We start from the raw sequence: 25,417 nt of genomic DNA, 5'->3' as shown, positions 1-25,417 counted from the left end.
CCCCGGAGGCCCCGCCATGCGCGCAGCTGTCATCGTATTCCCAGGGTCCAATTGTGATCGGGATCTTGCCGTCGCTTTCGAACAGGCTGGTTTTCAGGTCGATATGGTCTGGCACAAGGACGCCGCGCTGCCCGAAGGTGTGGATATCGTCGGTGTTCCGGGTGGCTTTTCCTACGGCGACTACCTACGCTGCGGTGCCATCGCCGCACAGTCGCCGATCTGCAAGGCCGTGGTCGATCATACCAAACGTGGCGGTTATGCCGTTGGTGTTTGCAATGGCTTTCAGATCCTGACAGAAACCGGCATCCTGCCGGGTGCGTTGCTGCGAAATGCCGGTCTGAAATACATCTGCCGCACGGTTGACCTGAAGGTGGAAACCAGCGACAGCGCGTTCACCGAAGGTTACAATGCGGGCGATGTGATCGGTATTCCGATCGCGCACCATGATGGTAACTATTTTGCGGATGACGCCACACTGGCCAAATTGCAGGATCAGGATCGGGTCGCGTTCACCTATACCGAGAATCCGAACGGCTCGGTCGGAGATATTGCCGGTATCCTGTCTGAAAACCGTCGGGTGCTGGGAATGATGCCACACCCTGAACGTGCGGCAGACGACGGCCATGGCGGAACGGACGGAACGGCATTGTTCCGCGCATTGTCTGGCGTTCTTGCTCCGGCGTGACTTGAGCTTACGATCCAGCCCGCGTAACTTTCCGGGATGAGTTCCGAAGTTCGCTCTGGCTGGTCCTTTCTGACAAAACCGTTTCGTGGTGCGCCATTGGGTTGGCGGCTGCGCTTGGCGGTTATCTTTCTTTTGATCGCAACGGTTACCACGGTTTATGTAACCAACCGTCTACTGACGGACCGGTTTACCGAATCCACACGAAACCGGGCCGAAGTGCGACTGGCGCTGTATTCAGGCAACTTGCTGAGCGAACTGCGCCGAAATGCAATTGTTCCGCAGCTTTTAGCGCGCGACCCCACATTGATTTCCGCGCTGCAGTCCAGTGATTATTCGCTGTCCACCCAGCGTTTGATCTCGTTTGTTGAAGAGATCGGCGCGGCCTCGCTGATGTTGCTGGACGGTGATGGCCGTACTGTTGCGGCCACTGATCGCGCGCGTTTGGGAGAGCCACACCGGAGTTCGCCGTATTTCATTGATGCGGTGCGGGCGAATTCGACAATATTCACGGTGATTGAAAAAGATTCGGGCGGCTACAGCTTTGTCTATTCAAGACGAATGGAGGCGAACGCCGAGGTTCTTGGCGTTATCGTGGTCGAAGTTGACCTGCAGAAATTCGAGCGCGCCTGGGCAGGTATTTCCGACGCTGTGATGGTGACGGACAGCACCGGGACGATCATTCTGTCGACTGAACCGCAATGGCGCGGGCTTGAAGAAAACGCCGCATTGCTGCGCCAGCCGGCGCAAGGTGCTATCCAGCGTGCAATTCGTGCCACGACCGACTGGACCGCCTTGCCGCCAGACGCCTACCTGCAGGGCGAGGCAGTGATGCGGATGGAAACGCGCATCCCGTTTCGCGGTTGGAAAATGACCTCGTTCACCACCTACGAGTCGATTCGGGAAAAAGTGAACAGTGTTATCGCGCTTGAGATCATGGGTTTTGCGATTCTTCTGGCCTTGGCCTTCTACGCGCTTAGCCGCCGAGCCACGTTCCGCATGGCGTTGTTCCAACGCGAGTCGGCAGAGCTTCGCGCATTGAACTCAAGGCTAAAGCGGGAAATTGCTGAGCGGGAACGGGTTGAAAAAACACTGGAAGTTGCCGAACAGACGCTGGCGCAAAGCTCGAAACTGGCCGCTTTGGGCGAGATGTCGGCGGCCGTGAGCCATGAGCTAAATCAACCTCTGGCTGCAATGAAAACCTACCTGGCTGGCGCACGTCTTTTGCTGCGTCGGAACCGGCCGGAAGAGGCGCTGGCAAGCTTTGGTCGGATCGATGGTTTGATCGAAAGGATGGGGGCGATTACCCGTCAGCTCAAATCCTATGCGCGGAAGGGTGCGGATACGTTTTCCCCAGTAAACCTTAGTGAAGCGCTGGCAGCGTCCCTCTCCATGATGGAGCCGCAGCTGCGCCAGCGTCACGTCAAGATCACCCAGATACTGCCCGACGAACCGGTGTCTGTGATGGGGGACCGGATGCGGATCGAGCAGGTGATGGTGAACCTCTTGCGCAATGCTCTGGACGCCACCAAATCAGTATCCGAACCGGATGTCGAAATCATACTGGCAGCGGGCGATACGGCGGTGCTGACAGTGCGCGACAACGGCTATGGAATCGAGAACATCGAAAACCTGTTCGAACCGTTCTATACTACGAAACAGCCCGGCGACGGGGTCGGTCTGGGGCTTGCCATCTCATCCGGGATCGTAAACGACCATGGTGGACGCCTGACAGCACGAAACAGCCCGCAAGGCGGGGCCGTGTTCGAGATGCAGTTGCCGATACTGGGAAGCGACGGCCTTGAGGCCGCGGAATAACGAGGAATGACTATGGCACAGGCCATGAAAATCGCCATTGTGGATGACGAACAGGACATGCGCCAGTCGATCAGCCAATGGCTGGCACTGTCGGGATATGACACGGAAACCTTCGCCAGCGCTGAGGATGCGCTGAAAGTGTTGGGACCGGAATATCCGGGTATCGTGATCTCGGATATCAAAATGCCCGGCATGGACGGCATCCAACTCCTGAAAAAGCTGATGGGCGCCGACAGTACGTTGCCGGTCATCATGATCACCGGTCATGGCGATGTGCCGATGGCGGTAGAAGCGATGCGCGTTGGGGCGTTTGATTTCCTAGAAAAGCCCTTTAACCCTGATCGAATGTCGGAACTGGCCAAACGCGCCAGCAACGCGCGCCGACTGACCTTGGACAACCGTGCCCTGCGGCGCGAACTGTCAGGTGGAACCCAGATCATGAACAAACTGATCGGGGCCAGCCCGGTCATGGAGCGTCTGCGCGAAGATATCCTCGATCTGGGCCAGGCCGATGGCCATGTACTGATCGATGGTGAGACCGGCACCGGTAAGACACTCGTGGCTCACGCGTTGCACGCGGTTGGCAGCCGTGCTGGCAAGAAGTTTGTACTGGTTTCCTGTGCCGCGCTTGAGGAAGAGGCGCTGTCGAAACGCCTGTTTGGCCCAATGATGCCGGAAGATGCGCAGTTGCCTGCGATCGAAGAGGCGCGGGGCGGTACACTTGTGCTGGAAGACGTAGAAGCACTGAGCGATACGCTGCAGGCCCGCCTGTTGAGCGTGATGAATGATCAGGGCACCCCGGCTGAAACGCGGATCATAGCGATTTCCAACCTTCAGGAAGCAGGAAAGACCAGCGAAGACGTTCTGCGCCCGGACCTGTTCTATCGCCTTGCGGCACTGCGGATCACGATGCCGCCATTGCGTCAGCGTGGCGAGGACATCCTGACGCTGTTCACCCGTCTGAGCGAGCAGTTTTCTGAAGAGTACGGCTGCGAAGCGCCGCAGGTGAGTGCCCAAGAAGCGGCGCAGTTGTTACAGGCGCCTTGGCCGGGAAATGTGCGGCAGTTGATCAACATCGCGGAACGGGCAGTTCTGCAATCGCGGCGTGGGTCGGGGACGATTGCGTCGCTGTTGATGTCCGATCACGAAGAAATGCAGCCCGTCATGACGACCGAAGGCAAACCGCTTAAGGAGTATGTTGAGGCGTTCGAACGGATGTTGATCGACAATACAATGCGGCGGCACAAGGGATCGATTGCGTCTGTGATGGACGAACTTTGCCTACCACGCCGGACCTTGAACGAGAAAATGGCGAAATACGGGCTGCAGCGCTCGGACTATTTGTGAGAAAGAGAGGGGGCCAGCCCCCTCTTGAGCCTGCGGCTCAAATTACCCCCGGGATATTTCTGGCCAGATGAAGTGATCCCGGGGCTTTGTATTGTTCTTCTCGCAGTTTGCCCATTGTGTTTTCCACAGGACTGCTTTTATTGTATCTGGACGGGCAGGGCTAATTTGCGCCCAAAAGTCCCGAATCTTTGAGTTTCGCTGCTCTGCCGTTGATGGTGATCAATCCCGCAAGGCAAAGCAGACCGATTATGCCCCATAGGGGCAGATGAACGCCTGAGCCCGCATCAGCGGGCGAAAGGAATAAATGGGCAGGCGGCGGTTAGATCTGCGCCTGTCGGAGAAGAACCGCGATGACGCGCGCGCAACGATTGAGTATACGGGCAGGGGGCCACAGCGCCAGACCCTGCCGCGCGCCGTCCGAAATCGCCCTGACAAGACACCACCCCAAAAGCGCCTGTCCCCCCGGACGGGTAAGGACAACGCGTTTGGCGCGGTGCACCAAGGACACATGGCTAAGAAAATGCTTATCGATGCCACCCACGCGGAGGAAACCCGCGTCGTGGTGGTTGACGGAAACAAGGTCGAGGAATTCGATTTTGAATCCGAAAACAAACGCCAGCTTGCTGGCAACATCTATCTTGCAAAAGTAACCCGGGTCGAACCGTCACTTCAGGCGGCCTTTGTCGATTATGGCGGGAACCGGCATGGGTTCCTGGCGTTTTCGGAAATCCATCCGGATTACTATCAGATCCCCGTGGCCGATCGCGAAGCGCTGATGGAAGAAGAGCGCGCCTATGCTGAGGCAATGAAAGCGCGTGACGAAGCCGAAGAGGCCAAGCCGAAGAAACGCCGGTCACGGTCGCGGTCGAAGGCTGCGGACGTTAAGTCTGACGATGCGGTTGAGTCGATTGAAGTATCGAACGAACCCACCGGCATGGAAACCATTGATCTGGACGAAAGCGAAGACGGCGCTGATGGCCCGGACCTTGAGGGCACATCCCCGGCAGATCGCGTTGCTGAAACACCGGTAGAAGAGCCTGGTGATGATGTGGGGGCGTCTGAAACCGACGCTGATGGTGCAGCAGAAGGTGCGTCGTCGGAAGACAGTAGCGAGGCAGCTAATAGCTCTGATGCGCCTGCAATCGAGGCGACGGAAGCCAAAGATGAGGAAGCCGCCGACAAGTCCGATGACGCGGTTAGCGAAGCAGAAGCACAAGATGCACCCGAACCTTCGGAGGACACGACCGAAGAAAACGAGGGCAAGTCTGAAGAAGAAGCGCGAGCCGATGCCACCGCGAAGGACGATTCGATTGAATCCGTCGCCGACGAGGATGACAGCGAAGACATTCGCCCGGTGCGCAAACCGCGGCCACGTCGCTATAAGATTCAAGAGGTTATCAAGGTCCGCCAGGTCTTGCTGGTGCAAGTCGTCAAGGAAGAACGTGGCAACAAAGGCGCTGCCCTGACAACCTACTTGTCTCTGGCAGGACGATACTGCGTTTTGATGCCGAACACGGCTCGTGGCGGCGGGATCAGCCGCAAAATCACCAACGCACCTGACCGTAAAAAGCTCAAGGAAATTGCTGCGGAAATTGACGTTCCAACCGGTGCGGGTCTGATTATCCGGACAGCCGGTGCCAAGCGGACGAAATCCGAGATCAAGCGAGACTATGAATACCTGCAGCGCATGTGGGAGCAGATCCGCGAGCTGACACTGAAATCGATTGCGCCGGCGAAAATCTATGAAGAAGGCGATCTGATCAAACGGTCGATCCGTGATCTTTATAATCGCGAAATTGATGAGGTTCTGGTCGAAGGTGAAGGCGGTTATCGCATCGCCAAAGACTTCATGAAGATGATCATGCCGTCACACGCGAAGAACGTGAAACGGTACGAGGATGCGCTGCCGCTGTTTGCACGCTATCAGGTCGAAAGCTATCTGGCGGGCATGTTCAACCCGACCGTTCAGCTGAAATCGGGTGGTTACATCGTGATCGGCGTGACCGAAGCGCTGGTCGCGATTGATGTGAACTCGGGTCGGGCGACCAAAGAGGGCTCGATCGAGGAAACCGCGCTCAAGACCAACCTTGAGGCCGCTGAAGAGGTGGCACGACAGCTGCGTCTGCGCGACCTGGCCGGTCTGATCGTCATCGACTTTATCGACATGGACGAGCGCAAGAACAATCTCGCCGTCGAAAAGCGTATGAAAGAACGGCTGAAAACAGACCGTGCGCGTATTCAGGTTGGCCGTATCTCGGGTTTTGGCCTTATGGAGATGAGCCGCCAGCGTCTGCGTCCCGGCATGTTGGAAGCCACGACTCAGCCATGCCCGGCTTGCCACGGAACAGGTCTGATCCGGTCGGACGACAACATGGCGCTGTCGATCCTGCGGCAGATCGAGGAAGAAGGCACACGCCGTCGTTCCCGCGAAGTACTTGTTCGTTGCCCTGTCAGCATCGCCAACTTCCTGATGAACCAGAAACGCGAGCATATCGCACAGATTGAGGCCCGTTATGGCCTGTCTGTACGTGTTGAAGGCGACGTACATCTGGTCAGCCCTGATTTCTCGATGGAGAAATTCAAGACGGCAAGCCGGATCGTTCCCGAAGCCAGCGCGCCCGTTGTTTCCGTGGATGCGTCCCTGATGGATCTTGTCGACGCCAGCGAGGATGAGCCGGCCGAAGAGGACACCACCGTTCAGGCTGAGGAGGAGGCCAAGCCCAAGCGCAAGCGTCGTCGCCGCCGTCGGAAAAAGAGCAATGGTTCTGACGAAACTCCTGAGGTGAACGCTGAAGAGGGTGACGTGGTGGCGGCCGAGGAATCGGATGAAGCCAAAACCGAAGCGGCAGATGACGCAAAACCCGAGAGTGAAGCATCTGAGCCTGCCGAAGAGGAAAAAGCAGCCAAGCCCAAGCGCCGCCGTGCACCGCGCCGCAAGAAGAAGGACGCCGAACCTGTTGAAGCTACGGAAGAAGTCGCTGCTGAAGCTGTTGTGAGCAAGGATGCCCAGGCCGCAAGCCCTGAAGCACCGGCCAAGGAAACTGGTGTGACAGATGCACCTGTTGAAGCTCCTGTCGAAACCGCCGAGAAGGTTGAACAGGCCGAAGCGGTGGCGGAACTGCCCACGCCCGAAGCGGAAAGCGTCGTTGAAGAAAAGGTTGAACCTGCAGAGGCCGAACAACCCGAACCTGTGGCCGAAGTGGCCGCAGAAGACCCGCAAGAACTAGCGGACGTAATGGTTGAAGAAGCCCCTGAGCCGGTTCTGGAGGTCGTGTCCGAAGAACCGGAGCAGCCGGCCAAACCCAAGCGGCGTGGTTGGTGGTCACTGGGTCAGTAACAAGAAGAGGCGGGCCATGTGCCCGCCTTTTTCTTTTGGCCGATCTTAGTGAGATTTCTGGATCAAATAGATCTGATGGCCGTCTGCGTCTTCCTGCGACAACAATTGGTGCCCGCTCTCAGAGCAGAAATGCGGGACATCAATTATGGCGGCAGGATCATCTGCCAGCACGCGCAGAACGGCCCCGACAGGCATGGATTTCAAACGCTTGCGCGCTTTCAGGACGGGCAAAGGGCACAACAGACCTAGCGCATCGAGTGTTTCTGATGGATTTGACATAAGGTTCAGATATTTCCACTTTGGCGGGGTGTCCAGCGTGCAACCACGAGGATGTGACCGATTGGCCCCGTGACGTTGGCCGCCTCATACCATATGTGCTTGAACATGTTCGGAATAGATATCATAGACGCGGGCCTGCTGCCTGCCATGTTCATCGCGATGCTGGGCGGGCTGATCAGCTTTCTGTCGCCCTGCGTTTTGCCCATCGTTCCGCCGTACCTGGCTTATATGAGCGGTGTGACGATCAACGAAATGCAGGATGAGGCGAAAGCACGCCGCAAGGCAACCTTGGCCGCTCTGTTCTTTGTTCTGGGCCTGTCTACGGTGTTTTTGTTGCTGGGTTTCACCGCTTCTGCCTTCGGGGTGTTTGTCCTGCAGAACCAGGTGTTGTTCGCAAAGATCTCTGGCGCTGTGGTCATCGTCTTTGGCCTGCATTTTCTGAACGTCTTCCGCATCCCCTTTCTGGATCGCGAGGCCCGGATTGAAACCGGTGATTCCGGTGGATCAGTGTTTGGCGCTTATATCCTTGGTCTGGCCTTTGCATTTGGCTGGACACCCTGCATTGGGCCGCAGCTGGGGGCAATCCTGTCGCTGGCCGCGTCTGAGGCCTCGGTCGCAAGGGGAACACTGTTGCTGGGCGTCTATGCGGCGGGCCTCGGTATTCCATTCCTTCTGGCCGCGATGTTCCTGAACCGGTCGATGTCGGTGATGAATCGGATCAAGCCATACATGGGCACGATCGAAAAGGTGATGGGGGGCTTGTTGCTCTTCGTAGGCATCATGCTGATTACTGGCTTGTTCACGGAGTTCAGCTGGTGGCTGTTAGAGACATTCCCGGCACTGGCAAATTTCGGATGATCTGTTGATCTGACTTACCTTGACGCTCAGGCTGCGTTAATCTGCGCTGCAGAAGGTAAGGCCATGAGCAGTCAGAATAATCATCCTCGGGTGCGGAAACGCCGGGTATTCTATATTCCCGGCTACGACCCGATTCCGCCGCGGCGGTATCGTGAACTTTATCGTACCGAAGGCTCGCTGCAGGCGGAGATATCCGGTTATGAGATTTTGGTATCCGCCAAGTCAGACGATGGCCCATATGGATGGCACGTCACTTCCCGGCAGGATGATGATGAAGTTCAGGCCGATGTGAGTGTTTTGGTCTGGTCGGATCTAGTGCGTGACAGTATGTCCAATTCGATCCCGGCGACCTATCTGCAATTGGTGCAGACCGCATGGACCTATATGTCCTCCGGAACGCTGTGGCGCCTGATGCAGCTGCGCAAGGGACCGGTGATTGCCGCACTGTACCCGGTTGGAATGTTGGTGGCTCAACTGCTGTTGGCGATCCTGCTAGCCGGGGCCATGACATGGGTTTTGATGCCGTTTATCGATTGGCTGGGCGTAGTCCTGGCAGTTGGTGCCGCCTACGGTCTGATGCGCTGGTTTCGCCAGCAAGACGGCCAGCTTTTTGCCTATTACCTGATGCATGATTACGCCTATTCCGCAAAACTCAAAGGGGCGACGCCTGTTGAATTACGCAATCGCCTGCGTGCATTCGGTGCGTTGATCCAAGAGGCGCTGAATTCAGACGCAGACGAGGTGCTGGTCGTCGGGCATAGCTCAGGGGCCCATCTGGGTGTCAGCGTTCTGGCCGATGTTATCCGCGACAACAGTCAACGTGATAACGGCCCCGCGTTTTCGTTCCTGACATTGGGGCAGGTCGTGCCCATGGTGTCATTTCTACCCGAGGCGCAGGGTTTGAGGGCGGATTTGCAATTCTTGTCCACGCAGGAAGGCCTGACCTGGGTCGACGTCTCGGCCCCCGGCGATGGCTGTTCTTTTGCGTTGTGCGATCCGGTTTCCGTCAGCGGTGTCGCCACCGCCGAAAAGAAATGGCCTCTGGTTCTGTCTGCGGCCTTCACACAGACCCTGTCCCCCGAACGCTGGAAGAACTTGCGATGGAAATTCTTCCGTTTGCATTTCCAGTATCTCTGCGCCTTCGACGAGCCCGATCGGTATGACTATTTTCGTATCACCGCCGGGCCTCAAACCTTAGGTCAGAGGTTTGAGGGGCGGGAACCGTCGAAATCGCGGATGGATAAGCCGGTCTCAAAACACACGACGGTGAAGGCATGACGCCGCCCAAGCCAACTTCGCGCCCTGATAAAGTATCGCTTTGGCGGTATCTGAGGTTGTTTCGCAAGGACATTCTGTCAGCTCAACCCCATAGGCTGTACCGCGCCTGGATGGCCGAATTTCGCACGCCGTTCTTTCGATCATATTTGGTAAATCAGCCAGAATTGATCGACACAGTTCTGAAAAAACGCCCTGATGATTTTCCCAAATCAAACCGCATAAGTGAAGGGCTGCGTCCGTTGCTGGGGGACTCTGTCTTCCTGACCAATGGGGACACCTGGAAGAGGCAGCGCAGTATCATTGATCCGGCGTTCGAAGGCGGCCGTTTGAAAGATACCTTTCCGGCGATGCACACGGCTGGTCAAGCAGCGGTGGATCGGTTGCGTCCGCAGTCAGGTGGTGTCGTTGAGTTTGAAGAGGTCACCAGCCATATCGCGGCGGATGTCATCTTTCGAACCTTGTATTCGGTGCCCATCGAACACGAAATTGCCGCTCAGGTTTTTGACAAGTTTCGCAGCTATCAGCGCGAACAACCCATTCTGAACATTGCGGCCTTTGTCCCTCTACCAAAATGGTTGCCGCGATTGCATTCAAGACGCACCAAGAAGAATGCCAAGGATATCAGGGCGCTAATCCAGCGACTTACGGCGGATCGGGCTGAACTGATCGCTCGTGGTGGCGCGCCGGATGATCTGGCAACCAAGATCATGACCACGCGTGATCCCGAAGCCGGGCGTGGGTTTGACACGCAGGAAATGGTTGATCAGGTGGCGATCTTCTTTCTTGCCGGGCATGAAACCAGCGCGTCCGCACTGGCCTGGACGTTGTACTTGATGGCCATGTATCCCGAATGGCAGGACAGGCTGGCCGAGGAAGCTGCGGCGCTCGACACGCCCGATTTTTCTGTAATGTCGCGGCTAAAACTTAGCCGGGATGTGTTTCGCGAAGCGCTGCGGCTTTATCCGCCTGTGCCGATGGTGGTGCGCGAGGCGGCTTGCCCTGAACGTTTCCGGGACAGGGATGTCCCCGAAGGGTCGCAAATCGTGATCAGCCCGTGGCATCTGCATCGGCAGGAAAGGCTCTGGGAACGTCCCGACGAATTTGATCCGACCCGGTGGGGAACAGAAAATGGAAAGACCTGTCAGCGCAACGCGTACATTCCATTCTCGACAGGGTCCCGCGTATGTCCCGGTGCCGGGTTCGCCATGATCGAGGGGCCGCTTCTGTTATCCATTCTGTTGCGACACTTCCGGTTCGAGTTGGTCGCGGGACAAACGCCGGTTCCGGTCGCGCATTTGACCGTCCGATCGAAAGACGGAATTTGGTTGCGCTTGGTTGAGCGCTAACAAACTACCATCCTTTCACGCCTTGCTGTATGCGGTTTGAAATCGCGGAATCATATTGAACGGGAAAGTCTTATGTCATCAGCAGAACAGCGCACACAAATGTCCGACGGCGCAGGATTCATCGCAGCATTGGATCAAAGCGGTGGCTCGACCCCCAAAGCGCTGGCGCTTTATGGCGTGGACGCATCTGAATACAGCTCGGACGAAGAGATGTTCGGTGAAATCCAAAAAATGCGCGCGCGGATCATTCTGGCGGATGATTTCACCAAGGACAAAGTGATCGGTGCGATCCTTTTCGAACGCACTCTGGGCGAGCAAATTGATGGTCAGAAGGTCGCCGACTATTTGTGGTCAGTGAAAGGCATTGTACCTTTCCTCAAGATTGACAAAGGTTTGGAAGACGAAGCGAATGGCGTTCAGATGATGAAACCCATCCCGGGTCTGGCCGCAACATTGGCCAAAGCCGATGGTGTTTTCGGAACCAAGGAGCGCTCGGTCATTCATGAGGCAAACGCCGAAGGCATCGCGGCGGTTGTTGCACAGCAGTTCGACGTTGCGCGTGAAGTCGTGGCTTCCGGAATGGTTCCGATTGTTGAGCCTGAGGTGAACATCAACTCCGCCACCAAAGCCGAAGCCGAAGACATCCTGAAGGCTGAAATCCTGAAAAACCTTGATCAGTTGGCTGACGGACAGGACATCATGCTCAAGTTGACGATCCCTAACCAAGCTAACCTCTATGACGAATTGGCCGATCATCCGCGTGTTCTGCGCGTGGTTGCGCTGTCGGGTGGTTATTCGACGGAACAGGCCTGCGATCTGCTTGGCCAGAACGGTAAGATGATCGCGTCCTTCTCGCGCGCGCTGACCGAAGGATTGTCAAAAAAGCAATCAGACGCCGAGTTCAATGCAGCCCTGGGCGGAAACATCGACAAGATTTTCCGCGCGTCAGTCTAAACACTATTGGGGTTTGGTGAATTCGCGGCGCAACTGCGCCGCTTTTTCACGCATGACGCAACCTTCGGCGTGATCATTCACCAGCCCCATTGCCTGCATGAAGGCAAACACGGTCGTCGGCCCGACAAACTTCCAGCCCCGTTTCTTCAGGTCTTTCGACATCGCCACAGATTCAGGCGACGTTGAAGCGGTTTGCGGGGCAGGCGGTGTATCTGCCTCGTATCGCCACACATAAGCGGCCAGAGACCCTTCGGCAGCGATTAACTCTTGCGCGCGGCGTGCGTTGTTAATCACGGCCTCGATCTTTCCACGATGTCGAACAATTCCTGCATCTTGTAGCAAGCGCTTTGTATCTGCATCATCAAACGCGGCGACGGCGTTGATATCAAAAGTTTTGAAAGCTTTCCGAAAGTTCTCGCGCTTGGACAAAATCGTGCGCCAGCTTAGACCGGACTGAAAGCTTTCGAGGCATAGCTTTTCGAACAGACGCTGGTCATTGCCAACCGGATACCCCCATTCAGAATCGTGGTAGTCAAAGAATTCGGGCGCGGCCTGACACCACGCGCAGCGTGGTTTTCCGTCTGGACCTAGAACTGTATCAACCACCGTTTCGTACTCCTTTTGTTCCTTTTACTGTAAGCGGTTTCAGGATGTCAGAGCAAGACTGATCTACTTGGATTGATACCAGTGTAGAATGAAAACCCTTATGGCGGATGCAAGTCCGATGTCCGGGTCACGCTCGACATCAATTTCGGCCGCCAGAGCGTTGATCGGTAGGTTTTTTTCCTTGGCAATGGTCCGGAACGCCTGCCAAAATTCGTCTTCCAGCGATACGGATGTCCGATGGCCTTTCAGCGTCAGGGATCGTTTGACCGGGCGTCCGCTCATTTATCCAACTTACGGCCTTCGTGGTCTTGGTTCAGCTTGTGTTGCTGCTTTTTTGCCAGATCCTTTTCGGCCTTGGTGCGACCAAAAGCAACGGCATTTTGATCAGCGCGGGCCTTGTTTTCGGTTCGCGCTTTTTCTTTTCGATATTTGTTCAGATTGACCGGTTCCGTCATTGCGTATGTCTCACTTTGGTCAGACTATCGAACAATTCCGCACGGCTGTCATCTGAAAGGCATTCGACATTCACGGTGTCCAGAAAATCAGCCTGCGACGCAGTTGAGACCGGTGGTTGATCCGACAATGTGTCAAGGATTCGCCCGCCCAAATCCAACAGAGCGGGGCGCGCCTCGGTCGTCAGATCCGCATAGCTTTCGGGAACAGAGGTTTGGTCTTCGGTCCACCGTTCAATCCAACAGGATTGAATCTCTTTCGCAGCTTCGATCTGCGCTTCAAAAAACAGCTGAGCGCTGTCCGGGTCAACGCCCGCAAGCGCTGCTTGTTCCAAGGTTTTGTCAATCACGACTTTTTCACGCTCAAGGTCTTCGACCGGGCGGTCATTGGCGTGTTTGAACGCAGCAACGTCCTGCATCCATTCCAGCCTGGAGTCGATCAGGTCGAACAGGTCAGCCTGAGCTGAGGTCGCTGTGCCTGCAATAAGCAGGCACAGGCAGGCAGGCTGACGCCACCCGATCACTTGGGGCCGATCATGTGCTCGGGCCGCACGACCGCATCGAATGTCTCCTCATCAACAAAGCCCAGCGCAATGGCCTCTTCCTTGAGGGTCGTGCCGTTCTTATGCGCCGTTTTGGCGACAGTAGTGGCGTTGTCGTAACCGATGGTCGGGGCCAGCGCCGTGACCAGCATCAGGGATTCCTTCATCAGCTTGTCGATGCGTGGTTCATTGGCCTTGATGCCCAGCAGCATACGCTCGGTAAAGCTGTCGGTGGCATCACCCAGCAGCTGAATGGATTGCAGCAGATTGTACGACATCATCGGATTGTAGACGTTCAACTGGAAATGACCCTGCGAGCCAGCGAACTTCATCGCCGCATCGTTGCCTATTACATGCGCGGCCACCTGTGTCAGTGCCTCGGCCTGTGTTGGGTTCACCTTGCCGGGCATGATCGACGAACCCGGCTCATTCTCTGGCAGGATCAGCTCACCCAAGCCAGACCGCGGGCCAGAGCCCAGGAACCGGATGTCGTTGGCGATTTTGTAGCAAGAGCCAGCAATCGTCGCCAACGCGCCTGACAGGAAGACCATAGCATCATGGGCAGCAAGCGCTTCGAATTTGTTGGGCGCGGTAACGAAGGGCAGGCCGGTGATGTCAGCCATGTTCTTTGCGACGGCCTCATCCCAGCCATCATGCGTGTTCAGACCGGTGCCAACAGCTGTACCGCCTTGTGCCAGTTCATAGATGCCGGGCATCGCGGCTTCGACCCGGGCGATACCCTGACGGATTTGGTGTGCATAGCCGCCGAATTCCTGTTCCAGGGTCAAAGGAGTCGCATCCTGCGTGTGTGTGCGGCCGATTTTGATGATACCTGCGAACTCTTTCGCTTTGGCTTCCAGTGCCGACGCAAATTTCTCAAGCCCGGGCAGCAATACGTCGCGTACGCTCATGGCGGTGGCGATGTGCATTGCCGTCGGGAAAGTGTCGTTCGACGACTGACCCATATTACAGTGATCGTTCGGGTGCACAGGCTCTTTCGAGCCGATCACACCGCCCATGATTTCAATCGCGCGATTGGCGATCACTTCGTTCGAGTTCATGTTCGACTGAGTACCCGAACCGGTTTGCCACACGACCAGCGGGAAGTTGTCGTCAAACTTACCCTCAATCACTTCACCCGCGGCCTGGATAACGGCGTCTGCGATCTTGGCATCCAGCTTGCCGATGGCTTTGTTCTCCATCGCACAGGCCTTTTTGATGACGCCCAGCGCCCGTACGATAGCGACGGGTTGCTTTTCCCAGCCGATCGGAAAATTCATGATCGAGCGTTGAGTCTGTGCACCCCAATATTTGTCGGCGGGAACTTCCAACGGGCCAAAGCTGTCGGATTCGGTGCGGGTCTGGGACATCGGTCACTCCGTCTAGTATGCAGTCGTATGCCGTTTACCCGTGACGGCGTCATCGCGCAATCGGCCAGTTGCGTGCACCATAAGCGTAAGCCGACCAAAGGTATAGGCGTTGGGGTGGCGCATTTTTCTTTGATACACAGGTACTAGGACCATTGTGTGCGCCTGTGACTGGGGTAGAATAGCAAGATCAAAACGCTGGAGGGTCAGGTGCTGCAATTTAACCGGGTTAATCCGCCGCGGCTTATCGCATTCGCGGTGGGTACCGTATTCTGGCTTGTCTTTGCCAATCTTCAGGCCCATGCCGGGGACATCACGCCCTTTATCGGGGATTACGTCGGTTCGGCCAATTTAGTTGACGATGATGGTACCGAAACACCACGCGATATGAGCGTTTCGATCCATGAAACGAAAGAAGGGTTCAACGTCAGTTGGAAGACCACGACCTATAAGCCGGATGGCCGGGTCAAAGATCAATCCTTCTCGATCGATTTCAAGCAATCTGACAGGTCCGACGTGTATTCAGCGGCGATGAAGCGCAATGTGTTTGGTCACGAGGTGCCCCTGGACCCGATGCAGGGTGAACCGTTCGTCTGGGGCCGGATCGAGGGCGAGACACTGACGGTGTTCTCGTTGTTCATTGATGAAAACGGTGGCTATGAACTGCAGCAGTTCGATCGCACACTGGCCGACGGTGGGCTTAACCTGTCTTTTTCGCGGTTCCGTAACGGGATTAAATCCCGCTCGGTCGATACGTTCCTCAAAAAACAATAAACCCCGCGAGAGGCGGGGTTTGTAAGTCTGAGCCTACTTTCTGAAGCTGTCCAGTGAAACGACATCCGCGTCTTGCTGGACCGGAGTTTCCTCAACCTCAATCGATTCTTCGACGATATGGGTCGCAACCTCTTCTTCGTCTTCCGGACTTTCGAAGCGCAGTCCGAATTCAACCGACGGATCCACGAAGGTTTTGATCGCATCATACGGAATATAAAGCGGTTCTGGAGCGTCACCGAAATTCAGTGTGATCGCGAAACCGTTGTCGCCGACATCAAGGTTTTCGAACCAGTGCTGCATGACGACCGTCATTTCTTCGGGGTAGCGTTCGCGCAGCCAGTCGGCCAGTTCAACACCGTCCTGCCGTGTGTCGAAGGTGATGAAGAAATGATGCGCCCCAGGCAGACCGTTTTCAGAAACGTTGGTCAGAACCTTCTGAATGAGGCCGCGCATGGCGGTGTGCATCAGGGTTCCATAGTCAATGTCCTGCGACATGTTTCATCCTCAAAAGTGGTTATCTCAAGCATAGGGGATTCGTTCGGAAACGAAAGACCGGGAGTTGGTGGATTGTTCAAAGAAAATGAAATCCAACTCCGGCCATGGCCATCAGAGCCAAGGTCATTCCCATGCCGAATTTTAGCTTGAATATCAACACCCCGGCCATGAAAGTTAAAAGCAGTGCCTTTATGTTCAGTGTTGCAAGTTCGGGCCATGGGATGGTTAGGGGTCCCCATGCCAATTCCGGGATTGTTCCGAAAAGAACGTTAAGAGCAAACCACACGGAAAGGTTGAGAATCACACCGACAACCGCCGCTGTAATCCCGTGCAGGGCTGCGGACAGCCGTGGACGGGCGGCCAGTTGGTCCAGATAAGGTGCGGCAAGGAAGATCCACAGGAAACACGGAACAAACGTGGCCCAAAGGGCCACCGCACCAGCGGCAAGTGCTAAAGGGATCCCGCCTGAGATCTGCCCTGTCAGCATGGCCACAAACTGTGTGACCAGGATCAGAGGACCGGGTGTCGTCTCCGCCAGCCCCAGCGCATCAATCATCTGATCCGTGCTGATCCACTGATATTTGTCCACGACGGTTTGGGTCATATACGCCAGAACCGCATAGGCGCCGCCGAACGTAACAACAGCCAGGCGGGCGAAGAACCACCCGAGATCGCTCAGCAATTTCTGACCAGTAACGCTCAGCAACACCAATGGGCCAAGCCATAGGGTCAGCCAGATGGCACAGGTGCGCAGCGGGCGCGTCGCACTTGGGGCAGGGGGCGTTTGGGCGGTATTGGCCTCACCCTTGAAGCTCAGATACCCCCAAAGCGCTGCAGCCAGAATGATCAAGGGAAAAGGCAGGTTAAAGGCAAAGATTGCGACAAAGCCCAATCCGGCGATTGCCCGGTGCTCCACATCGGTCAGGGCTTTGCGCGACAGGTTTCTAAGCGCCTGAAGGACAATGATGATTACCGTTGCCTTCACCCCAAGAAAAGCGGCCTGAACCAGTGGCAGGTCCCCGAAAGCTGCGTAAAGCCCAACCAATACTGCGATTATCAGCGCGCCAGGGATGACGAACAGGCCACCGGCGATCAACCCTCCGGTCACGCCGCGCAGCCGCCAGCCGGCATATGTGGCAAGTTGCATGGCCTCGGGGCCGGGCAACAGCATGCAAAGAGACAGCGCTCGCAGATACGATTGTTCGTCCAGCCACGGGCGTTTTTCCACCAATTCCTGATGCATCAGTGAGATTTGCGCCGCAGGCCCCCCAAAGGACAAAAGCCCGATGCGACCAAAGATACGGACCAGCTCCGATAGGGTCGGGGTCATGATTTGCGGTCCATTGGCCAGTCGTGTTGTTCTTCAACCCCGTCGCGCGCCCAGCGATACAGCGCATCGTACAAGTGCATTCCTGCAGCAAGGTTTTCGTGATCGTCACGGTATTGCCGGGACAACCCGACAGAGACCGCAAGCAACCCGGCAGCTTCTGGTGCAAGGTCATGGCGATTGGTGTCTGCGGCCCTAACGATCGTTGCAAGCCGATCCAGCGCGGGCGTGTGCAGTGCGAATTCGTCCAGCATGGTGTCAAAGGTGCATTTGTCTTGCCGGTGGCTCCAATGAGCGCCTTCGATGTCAAAAGGGGTCGCGTCAAATATTGCAGCGGTGGCGTCGACTTCCGACGGGGCAACAAACAGGAACCGGGCATTCGGGTCCACAAATCGCCGGATCAGCCAGGGGCAGGCGATACGATCGATCTTTGGTCGGTGTCGAGTTACCCAAAGGGATCCTTTGGACTGCAGCATCGAAAACGCTTTCGCAGGCACACGCGGAGCGTCCGGCATGTCTCGCCACGCAAACATGCCGCCCTCCAGATACTCGGCCTGCACACCTTCGCCCCGCAGCCAAGAAACGACGGCCTGGCTAAGCTTCTTGCCTTTCTGGCAAATCACGACTGCAGGTCGGTCAGCGATCAGGTTGACCAGCCCTTCGATATCCTTCGCAGGATGGCGTATAGAGCCTGGGATAAGATAGGGGTCAGCCTCAAAATCCGCATCCATACAGATGTCGATCAGTATGGGGGATTGCGGCGTGCCTATCAGTCTTAACAATTGCTTTGGGGTGATCGAGTTTGGTGCGGGCACAGCATGTCTCCTGGTTTTGTCGGATACATGCGAAACTTGGGCTGACGCCTCACGGGGTGTTCGCAATCTTACCCCATGGCACTTGCTACCGCGTAAGCGCTGAGGGGGTCAAGATTGCTTATATGGTCAAGCCCAATCCAGCCTTTGACCGGTCATACACACAGGCAATGTGTCTTGCGGGAACTGGCCGAGCTGTTCGAAGAGTGAGATGAAATCGAACTGGTTATACGCTTCAACCATGCGCCCGTTTTTAATCCGCCCCATGACGCTGCCGGTGGCTTAAAGCGGGGCACCATTATCGGCGCGCGTTGTGCGCAGGTGAATGATGGCGGATACCCAATCGCCGTTTTCGATGATTTTGGGCATGTCGACCTGAATGTCGCCAAGGATGTGGCGAAAGGCCATGACCAGATCCCGGAAATCATCCGCACCGACCTGCATTTCCGGAATAAGCCCTTCAGCCATGGCTTATACTGGTCAATCGCGTCTGTATTGCCGTTTTCCCAAACCTCGTAATACCACTCTCTTAGTAGATCTGCGTGCGACATCCCAGCTCTCCTTATTCTGCTGGGGTCAGCATGAGACCAAATAGTGAAAAAACTCTGAACATGAACATGCTCAGCGAAAAACTCAGACTTTAAATGGAAAGTGCAGGTTTCTGTTGCCAGGTACCTGCGAACCCCGCCTTACGCGGCTAGGCGCAAGGGCTTAAGTTTCGGTCTTGCTACTGCTTACGCAGCAACTGCAACCGGAGCACGATTGTCATTTGCAATTGTACTTTTCGGGCCGATACGGTGGCACCCCGCCGAGACAAAGCTAACCCCTTTAGACGTTCGTCGATCCTATTTCGGCCCCATGATCCCCAAATGAAGGATGTTGGTGGAGCCGCCGGGTACCGCCCCCGGGTCCGATCCGCTTATTACGAGCGCGTTTATGTCCATAGTCCCGAAGGACATACCTTATATAGGTGAGCCTGCGGGCAGATGCAAACCGGGAATCTTGCCGGGCGTTGGAAATAATTACAGTGGGTTAAGCGGCCCTGTTGATGTTGGCCAGTATCAGCCAAAGCGCAAGGACCAGCTCGATTCCACCAAAAGTCACCGCCTTGACCAACGGTGGGTTGTCCAGAAAGACTGAAACAAACCGGCCCAATGCCGCGCCCGCGTAGACAACACCCAGCATGGCGTAGGCCATCGGGTTGTTGAGGAACAAAACAGCCACGCCAGTGACGACGAAAAGCCCACCGACCGAAGCACGCATCTCGCTCAGCCCCATGTTGCTGTTGGTGGTGCTCAGATCCAGCGCGCCCAAAGTAAAGCTGGGCGCCAGAAACCCGAACAGGCCGAACCCAATGGTCATGAGGGCTGCAATCACGTTCAAAGCGGTGGTCATTTCATCTTCCTTACGCCGGATTACGTCGCTGCTGCGCTACGTCTTGCGCCAATTGTCTTGTGTAGCTCTCAAGCTCAACTAGCGTCGTGTCCACTTTGGTCGAGTCGCGTTCTTCCAGCGCGTCGGCGATCTGATTGTGGAAGGCAATAATTGCTTCCCGGGACCGCGCTGTGAAGGTGATCATGTTCATCAATGGCTGCATGGCTTCGACCGCGCCGGCCAGTTGGTAAGACAGTACAGGATTGCCGGCACCATCAACCAGCGCCCGGTGAAACGCCACGTCCGAAGCGCAGAATGCCTCATCTGTCAGGCCGGGTTGGGATTGGCGGTGAACTTCGGCCCGCATGGTGGCCAACTGATCGGCTGTACGGCGTTGCGCGGACAAGGCGGCGCAGGCGCGTTCGAGAGCGAAGCGCGCTTCGCAGGCGGTGTCGAAACTGACTGCATTCATCGATAGCAACAGGGTCGAGGTCGTGATCTGTTGGGAATACGCGCCCTCAAAACTCAACCGGTTCACAAATGCACCACCGCTTGCACCGCGTTGCGTGCGGATCAGGGATTGCGCCGCAAGACGCTTCAATGCCTCCCGCACGGTTGGGCGAGACACCTGGAATTGCTCGGACAATTCCGCCTCGGAGGGCAAACGTTCATCCACGATCAATTCGCCCGAGATGATTGCGTCACGAATGGCCTGAGCGATCTGCGCAGACAGATCAGCAGGTTTTTTTGGGTCGATTTTCATATTCCGGGGACCGTCGGTGAATTTTTATTTGTCTGACATTTAAAAGTCTGACATTTGAAAAGCAAGGACTGAGTCGGGAGGAGCGCGTGAGTCGCACAGTTCTACGCACCGCATTTTGGCTGGGGTTTTATGCCCTGATCCTGTCCGCGTGGTGGGTCATGTTCACCATGAGCCGCGACATGGATCTGGATTGGATCGGTCGCCCCGGCCCAATGGGTCAGGCCATGGCGGCCATGGACCCGCGCATGGACATGTATATGCCCATGGCCGAGTTTGGCCCGCTGTTCTGGATGTGGGCTATCATGATGGCGGCTATGATGCTGCCGACGCTCGTGCCGACGTTACGCAGCTATGACGATCTGATCCGCAGCGCCAATGGCTCGCGCGCAGGTTGGTTGGGTGTTCTGTCCGGGTATCTGGTCGTCTGGGTTGGCTTTGCAGCTTTGATTACCGGTGTTCAGTTGGCGCTGTTGTTTGGTGGGGTCGTAGACATGCTGGGCATTGGCAAATCCGGATATTTCGCGGGCGGCTTGATGATCGCCGTCGGCGCATTTCAGTTCACCCGCGCGAAAGAGGTTTGCCACGGCGTCTGCCACGCCCCTATGACCTATTTCCTGGGGCACTGGAAAACCGGGTTCACTGGCGGATTGCGCATGGGGCTGGGACTGGGCGCGTTTTGTGTGGGCTGCTGCTGGGGCTTCATGGCGCTCGGCTTTGTTGGCGGTGTCATGAGCCTGTTGTGGATGGGCCTAGCGACCCTGTTCATGGTTTTGGAGAAACTACCCCAGATCGGACACGCAGTGACCCGACCGATGGGATTTGCATTGATAGCGGGCGGTCTTGTTCTGCTCTTCTATCCAATAAGCTACGGAGGATAAGCCTATGGCTAAGAACAGAAAACCCGAGGCCGACAAGTTGCCGATCAGTCAGCGCATTGACAGTCGTATGCCCAATCCCAAGCGGCGTGAGATGAGCCCGACAGATTGGGCGATCAAAGGCGAATTGATCCTGAACTGCTCGTGCGATGTGTTCTGCCCCTGCGTGGTATCATTGGGCGCGCATCCTCCGACCGAGGGGCATTGCCACGCGTGGATGGGAATTATCGTTGATGAGGGCCACTATGAAGGCGAAGACCTGTCCGGTCTGAATGTCGGGCTGCTGGTCGATATTCCGGGCCGAATGGGTGAAGGACAGTGGAAAGTGGCCGCTTATGTCGATGAGCGTGCCAGCGGCAAGGCCTACAACGGGCTGTTGCAAATCTTTAGCGGTCAGGCAGGCGGGACCACCGGTTTGTTTACCATGCTGGTCAGCGAGATTATCGGGGCCGAGCGCGCGCCGGTTCAGATCGAGCGCGACGGAACCAAGCGTCGCATCGCGATCGGCCGCAAAATTCAGGGTGAAATTGAGATGCTGGGCGGCAAAGACCCGGAACACCCTGTCATGGTGTCAAACTCGAAATATTGGATGGGTCCGGACATCATCGTGGCCCGCGGCACCAAGTCCAAGGTGCGCGACTACGGCCGTGTCTGGGATTTTGGCGGAAAATCTGCCGAAATCTGCCCAATCGATTGGCACGGGCCAAAGTAATGATCACCGCCGCCTATGCGCAAGAAATGGCCCGATATAATCACTGGCAAAACAGCCAGTTGAAGGGGTTTCTTGCCGCACTTTCGAATGAGGAACTGACCCGCGAGCGCGGAGCGTTTTTTGGTTCGATCCTGGGCACGGCAAATCATTTGCTTTGGGGGGACTGGATATGGATGTCGCGGTTTGACAAAGGGCAGAGTCCCGGCGGCGGCATCCCGGAAAGCCCGTCACTGTGCATCGATCTGGCAGAATGGTTGCCGCTGCGCGATCAGATAGACCAGCGGACAACCCAATGGGCCGCGTCCTTGAATGACGAGGACCTGCGCGGCCCGTTCACATGGTTCTCGGCCGCCAAAGAAGCCGATGTCACGAAGCCGTATGCGCAATGCGTCATTCATTTCTTCAACCACCAAACACATCACCGGGGCCAGCTGCATCAAATGCTGACCGAAACAGGTTCTGCTGCACCGGTGAGCGATCTGGTTTTTCTGCCTGAGGAGGCTTAAGTGGCTCAGATCTCACTCTCGCGTCGCCTACGCCGAACACCTTTTTCTGATGGTGTCGAAGCTGCTGGGGTTAAAGGATATACGGTTTATAACCGTATGTTATTGCCCACTGTTTTTGAATCCGTCGAAGCGGACTACCGGCATCTGAAAACCCATGTGCAGGTTTGGGATGTTTCCTGCGAAAGGCAGGTCGAACTGCGTGGGCCGGACGCCGCGCGGCTGATGCAAATGCTAACGCCGCGGGACCTGCGGAGGATGTTGCCCGGTCAGTGCTTTTACGTTCCCATTGTCGATGAAACAGGCGGAATGCTGAATGATCCTGTGGCGGTGAAGCTCTCGGAAGATCGGTGGTGGATTTCGATTGCCGACAGTGACTTGCTGCTTTGGGTCAAGGGCATTGCCAACGGATACCGTCTGGATGTGCTGGTCGACGAACCCGATGTGTCTCCGCTGGCGATACAGGGGCCGAAGGCGGATGACCTGCTGGCCCGTGTTTTTGGCGACCGGGTGCGTGACATTCGCTTTTTTAAGTTCGACAAGTTCGAATTCGAGGGACGTGAACTCGCAATCGCACGGTCTGGTTATTCCAAACAAGGTGGTTTCGAAATCTATGTCGAGGGTTCGGACATCGGTATGCCCTTGTGGAACGCCCTTTTCGCGGCGGGTGAAGACCTGCACGTCCGCGCGGGCTGTCCCAATCTAATCGAACGGATCGAGGGCGGGTTACTGTCATACGGCAACGACATGACCGACGACAACACGCCGCATGAATGCGGATTGGGCAAATTCTGCAACACCCATACGGCGATCGGGTGTATTGGCCGAGACGCTCTGCTGCGCGTGGCCAAAGAGGGCCCGGTGCAACAAATCCGTCCGATCGCAATCGAAGGAGACGCCGTGCCGCCATGCGACCGCCCTTGGCCGGTAGTGGCTGCAGGCAGGCGGATTGGCCAGATCACGTCGGCCGCTTGGTCCCCGGATTTCGACACCAATGTGTCAATCGGTATGGTCAAGCTGAGCCATTGGGAACCCGGCACACGGATCGAAATTGAAACACCGGACGGAATGCGTGGAGCAACCGTGCGAGACAAATTCTGGATATGAATGGGAATTATCAGTTCAGCAAAGGCTGGTGACTGGTTGAAAAGAAAGGAAAGTTGAAATGTTCAATGCGTTGGTAATGGATAAGGACGAAGACAGCGGACTGGCAAGCGCTTCGGTCAAACAGCTTTCCGTTGGGGATCTGCCCCATGGCGAAGTGACAATCGATGTTGAGTATTCAACCGTGAACTACAAGGACGGCCTTTGTATGTCGCCGAAGGGCGGCGGGCTGGTGCGCAGCTATCCGCACGTGCCCGGCGTTGATTACAGCGGCACGGTCGAGGCGTCCTCGGACGATCGCTACAAACCCGGCGACAAGGTCGTTCTGACCGGCTGGCGCGTGGGTGAAGCGCATTGGGGCGGATATTCCCAAAAAGCCAACGCCTTGGCGGATTGGCTAGTTCCCTTGCCCGAAGGTCTGGACACACGTCAGGCCATGGCAGTGGGCACGGCCGGTTTCACAGCGATGTTGGCGGTTATGGCACTTGAGGATCAAGGCATGCAGCCGGGTCATGGTCCAGTGCTAGTTACCGGGGCCGCTGGCGGTGTTGGTTCGGTTGCGACCGCCATTCTGGCCAATTTGGGCTATGAGGTTGCTGCCGTGACAGGCCGGCCAGAGGCGGGTGACTATCTGAAATCACTGGGTGCCAGCACGATTGTCCCGCGCGAAGATCTCAATGAAACCGTGAAACGCCCGCTGGAAAGCGAGTCCTGGGCAGGGTGTATTGATGCGGTGGGGGGCGAGATGTTGGCCCGTGTGTTGGGTCAGATGAAATACGGTGCCTCAGTCGCAGCCGTTGGTCTGGCCGGAGGGGCAGGGCTGCCCGCAAGCGTCATTCCGTTCCTGTTGCGCGGTGTCAACCTGCTGGGCATCGATAGTGTGATGCAGCCCTATGACAACCGCGTTCGCGCATGGCAACGCGTCGCAACCGACCTGCCGATGGACAAGCTTGAGGCAATGGTTCATCCCGCGACGCTGAGCGATCTGCCTCAATTGGGGGCGGATATTCTGAAAGGGCAGGTCAAAGGCCGTGTTGTTGTCGATGTAAACGCCTGATTCCTATGCACATGATTGAGCCGGCTGACATCAATGTTGGCCGGTTCAGTTGCCATTGAAAGAACCCGAAAATGCCAGAAACATATCTGGTCATTGGCTCAATTCCAGATCATCATTGCTATACATCCCAATTGCGATGGACTATGAGCCATGCAAACATCACCTGAAGACGGGGAGTGAGCAGCATGTCTGACGATTTTGAACTAGACACCGATGATCTGAAGCGCCGTATGGATGGCGCCATGGGCAACCTTAGAACCGAATTCGCTTCACTACGAACAGGCCGTGCGTCGGCGTCGATGCTGGAACCAGTTATGGTTGATGCCTATGGGTCGATGACCCCGATCAATCAGGTCGGTACCGTGAACGTCCCCGAACCGCGTATGGTGACGGTGAATGTTTGGGACAAGGGACTGGTTGGAAAAGTTGAAAAGGCCATTCGTGAAAGTGGTCTGGGTATCAACCCCCAGCTGAACGGCACCATCATCATGCTGCCGATCCCTGAATTGAACGAAGAACGCCGCCGCGAGTTGGGCAAGGTTGCCGGGCAATATGCCGAGCACGCCCGTGTTTCAATCCGTAACGTCCGTCGCGATGGCATGGATCAGATCAAGAAAGCCAAGGCTGACGGCATGTCAGAAGACGATCAGAAGTTCTGGGAAAGTGAAGTCCAGGACCTGACCGACCAGATGATCAAGAACGTAGACGCCGCGCTTGAAACCAAGCAGGCCGAGATCATGCAGGTCTGAGCCCGC

The 25,417-nt window shown here is 56.4% G+C and carries 28 protein-coding genes and 1 other RNA gene; 15 read left to right on the top strand and 14 right to left on the bottom strand.

Annotated elements, in window-relative coordinates:
* Positions 1–16 precede the first annotated feature (16 nt).
* From purQ to DK510_RS07560, 4 genes are all read left to right on the top strand, one after another.
* Positions 17–685, top strand: coding sequence for a phosphoribosylformylglycinamidine synthase subunit PurQ (purQ, locus tag DK510_RS07575; protein ID WP_109311571.1), 669 nt, complete (start codon positions 17–19; stop codon positions 683–685).
* A 36-nt stretch (positions 686–721) separates the two neighbouring features.
* Positions 722–2,500 carry an ATP-binding protein gene (locus tag DK510_RS07570; RefSeq protein WP_109311570.1) on the top strand — a complete coding sequence of 593 codons (1,779 nt, stop codon included), beginning with the start codon at positions 722–724 and terminating at the stop codon, positions 2,498–2,500.
* A gap of 12 nt (positions 2,501–2,512) precedes the next feature.
* Entirely contained in the window at positions 2,513–3,847 is a 1,335-nt protein-coding gene (locus tag DK510_RS07565; protein ID WP_108858689.1) for a sigma-54 dependent transcriptional regulator, read from the top strand.
* A 508-nt stretch (positions 3,848–4,355) separates the two neighbouring features.
* Complete coding sequence (locus DK510_RS07560) at positions 4,356–7,184, top strand: Rne/Rng family ribonuclease (protein ID WP_109311669.1); 2,829 nt, start codon at positions 4,356–4,358, stop codon at positions 7,182–7,184.
* Positions 7,185–7,229: 45 nt separating this feature from the next.
* Here DK510_RS07560 and DK510_RS07555 read toward each other — a convergent pair whose 3' ends face one another.
* Positions 7,230–7,463 (bottom strand): sulfurtransferase TusA family protein, encoded by a 234-nt coding sequence (locus DK510_RS07555; RefSeq protein WP_109311569.1) that lies wholly within the window; start codon positions 7,461–7,463, stop codon positions 7,230–7,232.
* Between the two features lie 105 nt (positions 7,464–7,568).
* Between DK510_RS07555 and DK510_RS07550 the strand changes: the two genes are divergently transcribed.
* The 4 genes from DK510_RS07550 (at position 7,569) to DK510_RS07535 (ending at position 11,899) form a co-directional block, all read left to right on the top strand.
* Positions 7,569–8,321, top strand: coding sequence for a cytochrome c biogenesis CcdA family protein (locus DK510_RS07550; protein ID WP_058271899.1), 753 nt, complete (start codon positions 7,569–7,571; stop codon positions 8,319–8,321).
* Positions 8,322–8,384: 63 nt separating this feature from the next.
* Positions 8,385–9,599, top strand: a complete 1,215-nt coding sequence (locus DK510_RS07545) for a hypothetical protein (protein ID WP_109311568.1) — start codon at positions 8,385–8,387, stop codon at positions 9,597–9,599.
* On the top strand, positions 9,596–10,945 hold the full coding sequence (locus DK510_RS07540) for a cytochrome P450 (protein ID WP_109311567.1): 1,350 nt from the start codon (positions 9,596–9,598) through the stop codon (positions 10,943–10,945). The genes DK510_RS07545 and DK510_RS07540 overlap by 4 nt, the downstream gene beginning before the upstream one ends.
* A gap of 72 nt (positions 10,946–11,017) precedes the next feature.
* Positions 11,018–11,899, top strand: a complete 882-nt coding sequence (locus tag DK510_RS07535; protein ID WP_109311566.1) for a fructose bisphosphate aldolase — start codon at positions 11,018–11,020, stop codon at positions 11,897–11,899.
* 3 nt (positions 11,900–11,902) lie between these two features.
* On the opposite strand, the gene DK510_RS07530 is transcribed toward DK510_RS07535, so the two are convergent.
* The 5 genes from DK510_RS07530 to fumC all read right to left on the bottom strand — a co-directional run bounded on the left by DK510_RS07530 (position 11,903) and on the right by fumC (position 14,869).
* Complete coding sequence (locus DK510_RS07530; RefSeq protein WP_109311565.1) at positions 11,903–12,505, bottom strand: DNA-3-methyladenine glycosylase I; 603 nt, start codon at positions 12,503–12,505, stop codon at positions 11,903–11,905.
* A 63-nt stretch (positions 12,506–12,568) separates the two neighbouring features.
* The gene (locus tag DK510_RS07525; RefSeq protein WP_058277874.1) at positions 12,569–12,787 is read right to left on the bottom strand and encodes a ribbon-helix-helix domain-containing protein; all 219 of its coding nucleotides are present in this window, start codon (positions 12,785–12,787) and stop codon (positions 12,569–12,571) included.
* Complete coding sequence (locus DK510_RS07520) at positions 12,784–12,960, bottom strand: DUF4169 family protein (RefSeq protein ID WP_109311564.1); 177 nt, start codon at positions 12,958–12,960, stop codon at positions 12,784–12,786. Before DK510_RS07520 ends, DK510_RS07525 begins: the two co-directional genes overlap by 4 nt.
* Positions 12,957–13,481, bottom strand: coding sequence for a gamma subclass chorismate mutase AroQ (aroQ, locus tag DK510_RS07515; RefSeq protein WP_160116482.1), 525 nt, complete (start codon positions 13,479–13,481; stop codon positions 12,957–12,959). Before aroQ ends, DK510_RS07520 begins: the two co-directional genes overlap by 4 nt.
* Positions 13,478–14,869 (bottom strand): class II fumarate hydratase, encoded by a 1,392-nt coding sequence (gene fumC, locus DK510_RS07510; RefSeq protein WP_109311562.1) that lies wholly within the window; start codon positions 14,867–14,869, stop codon positions 13,478–13,480. Before fumC ends, aroQ begins: the two co-directional genes overlap by 4 nt.
* A gap of 207 nt (positions 14,870–15,076) precedes the next feature.
* Between fumC and DK510_RS07505 the strand changes: the two genes are divergently transcribed.
* Positions 15,077–15,640, top strand: coding sequence for a hypothetical protein (locus tag DK510_RS07505; RefSeq protein WP_370246245.1), 564 nt, complete (start codon positions 15,077–15,079; stop codon positions 15,638–15,640).
* Positions 15,641–15,673: 33 nt separating this feature from the next.
* Here the strand turns inward: DK510_RS07505 and DK510_RS07500 are convergent, their stop codons facing one another.
* From DK510_RS07500 to DK510_RS07470, 8 genes are all read right to left on the bottom strand, one after another.
* Positions 15,674–16,135, bottom strand: a complete 462-nt coding sequence (locus tag DK510_RS07500) for an SspB family protein (protein ID WP_058271556.1) — start codon at positions 16,133–16,135, stop codon at positions 15,674–15,676.
* Positions 16,136–16,211: 76 nt separating this feature from the next.
* Positions 16,212–17,465, bottom strand: a complete 1,254-nt coding sequence (gene chrA / locus DK510_RS07495) for a chromate efflux transporter (RefSeq protein WP_109311561.1) — start codon at positions 17,463–17,465, stop codon at positions 16,212–16,214.
* Positions 17,462–18,277, bottom strand: coding sequence for a sulfurtransferase/chromate resistance protein (locus DK510_RS07490; RefSeq protein WP_109311560.1), 816 nt, complete (start codon positions 18,275–18,277; stop codon positions 17,462–17,464). The genes chrA and DK510_RS07490 overlap by 4 nt, the downstream gene beginning before the upstream one ends.
* A 126-nt stretch (positions 18,278–18,403) precedes the next feature.
* Complete coding sequence (locus DK510_RS23255; protein WP_234998971.1) at positions 18,404–18,541, bottom strand: hypothetical protein; 138 nt, start codon at positions 18,539–18,541, stop codon at positions 18,404–18,406.
* Between the two features lie 15 nt (positions 18,542–18,556).
* Positions 18,557–18,742 carry a nuclear transport factor 2 family protein gene (locus tag DK510_RS23250; protein ID WP_234998970.1) on the bottom strand — a complete coding sequence of 62 codons (186 nt, stop codon included), beginning with the start codon at positions 18,740–18,742 and terminating at the stop codon, positions 18,557–18,559.
* Between the two features lie 182 nt (positions 18,743–18,924).
* Positions 18,925–19,270, bottom strand: a transfer-messenger RNA (tmRNA) gene (gene ssrA / locus DK510_RS07480).
* A 36-nt stretch (positions 19,271–19,306) separates the two neighbouring features.
* Positions 19,307–19,669 (bottom strand): DUF4345 family protein, encoded by a 363-nt coding sequence (locus DK510_RS07475; protein ID WP_109311559.1) that lies wholly within the window; start codon positions 19,667–19,669, stop codon positions 19,307–19,309.
* A gap of 10 nt (positions 19,670–19,679) precedes the next feature.
* Positions 19,680–20,411, bottom strand: a complete 732-nt coding sequence (locus DK510_RS07470) for a FadR/GntR family transcriptional regulator (RefSeq protein ID WP_109311558.1) — start codon at positions 20,409–20,411, stop codon at positions 19,680–19,682.
* Positions 20,412–20,497: 86 nt separating this feature from the next.
* Between DK510_RS07470 and DK510_RS07465 the strand changes: the two genes are divergently transcribed.
* The 6 genes from DK510_RS07465 to frr all read left to right on the top strand — a co-directional run bounded on the left by DK510_RS07465 (position 20,498) and on the right by frr (position 25,411).
* Positions 20,498–21,289, top strand: a complete 792-nt coding sequence (locus DK510_RS07465) for a DUF2182 domain-containing protein (protein WP_234998968.1) — start codon at positions 20,498–20,500, stop codon at positions 21,287–21,289.
* 4 nt (positions 21,290–21,293) lie between these two features.
* Positions 21,294–21,998: a DUF1326 domain-containing protein gene (locus DK510_RS07460; protein WP_058271563.1), complete on the top strand. Its 705-nt coding sequence runs from the start codon at positions 21,294–21,296 to the stop codon at positions 21,996–21,998.
* Complete coding sequence (locus DK510_RS07455) at positions 21,998–22,504, top strand: DinB family protein (protein ID WP_109311557.1); 507 nt, start codon at positions 21,998–22,000, stop codon at positions 22,502–22,504. The genes DK510_RS07460 and DK510_RS07455 overlap by 1 nt, the downstream gene beginning before the upstream one ends.
* Positions 22,505–23,608, top strand: coding sequence for a dimethylsulfoniopropionate demethylase (locus DK510_RS07450; protein ID WP_109311556.1), 1,104 nt, complete (start codon positions 22,505–22,507; stop codon positions 23,606–23,608). It abuts the gene before it with no gap.
* A 58-nt stretch (positions 23,609–23,666) separates the two neighbouring features.
* Positions 23,667–24,662: an acryloyl-CoA reductase gene (gene acuI / locus DK510_RS07445; protein ID WP_109311555.1), complete on the top strand. Its 996-nt coding sequence runs from the start codon at positions 23,667–23,669 to the stop codon at positions 24,660–24,662.
* Between the two features lie 185 nt (positions 24,663–24,847).
* Positions 24,848–25,411: a ribosome recycling factor gene (gene frr, locus DK510_RS07440; RefSeq protein WP_058271567.1), complete on the top strand. Its 564-nt coding sequence runs from the start codon at positions 24,848–24,850 to the stop codon at positions 25,409–25,411.
* Positions 25,412–25,417: the final 6 nt, after the last annotated feature.

This window comes from Ruegeria sp. AU67, assembly GCF_900312795.1.
Classification (GTDB): Bacteria; Pseudomonadota; Alphaproteobacteria; order Rhodobacterales; family Rhodobacteraceae; genus Ruegeria; species Ruegeria atlantica.
Note: the sequence above shows the minus strand (reverse complement) of the source record. Positions and strands in the feature narration are given on the sequence as shown.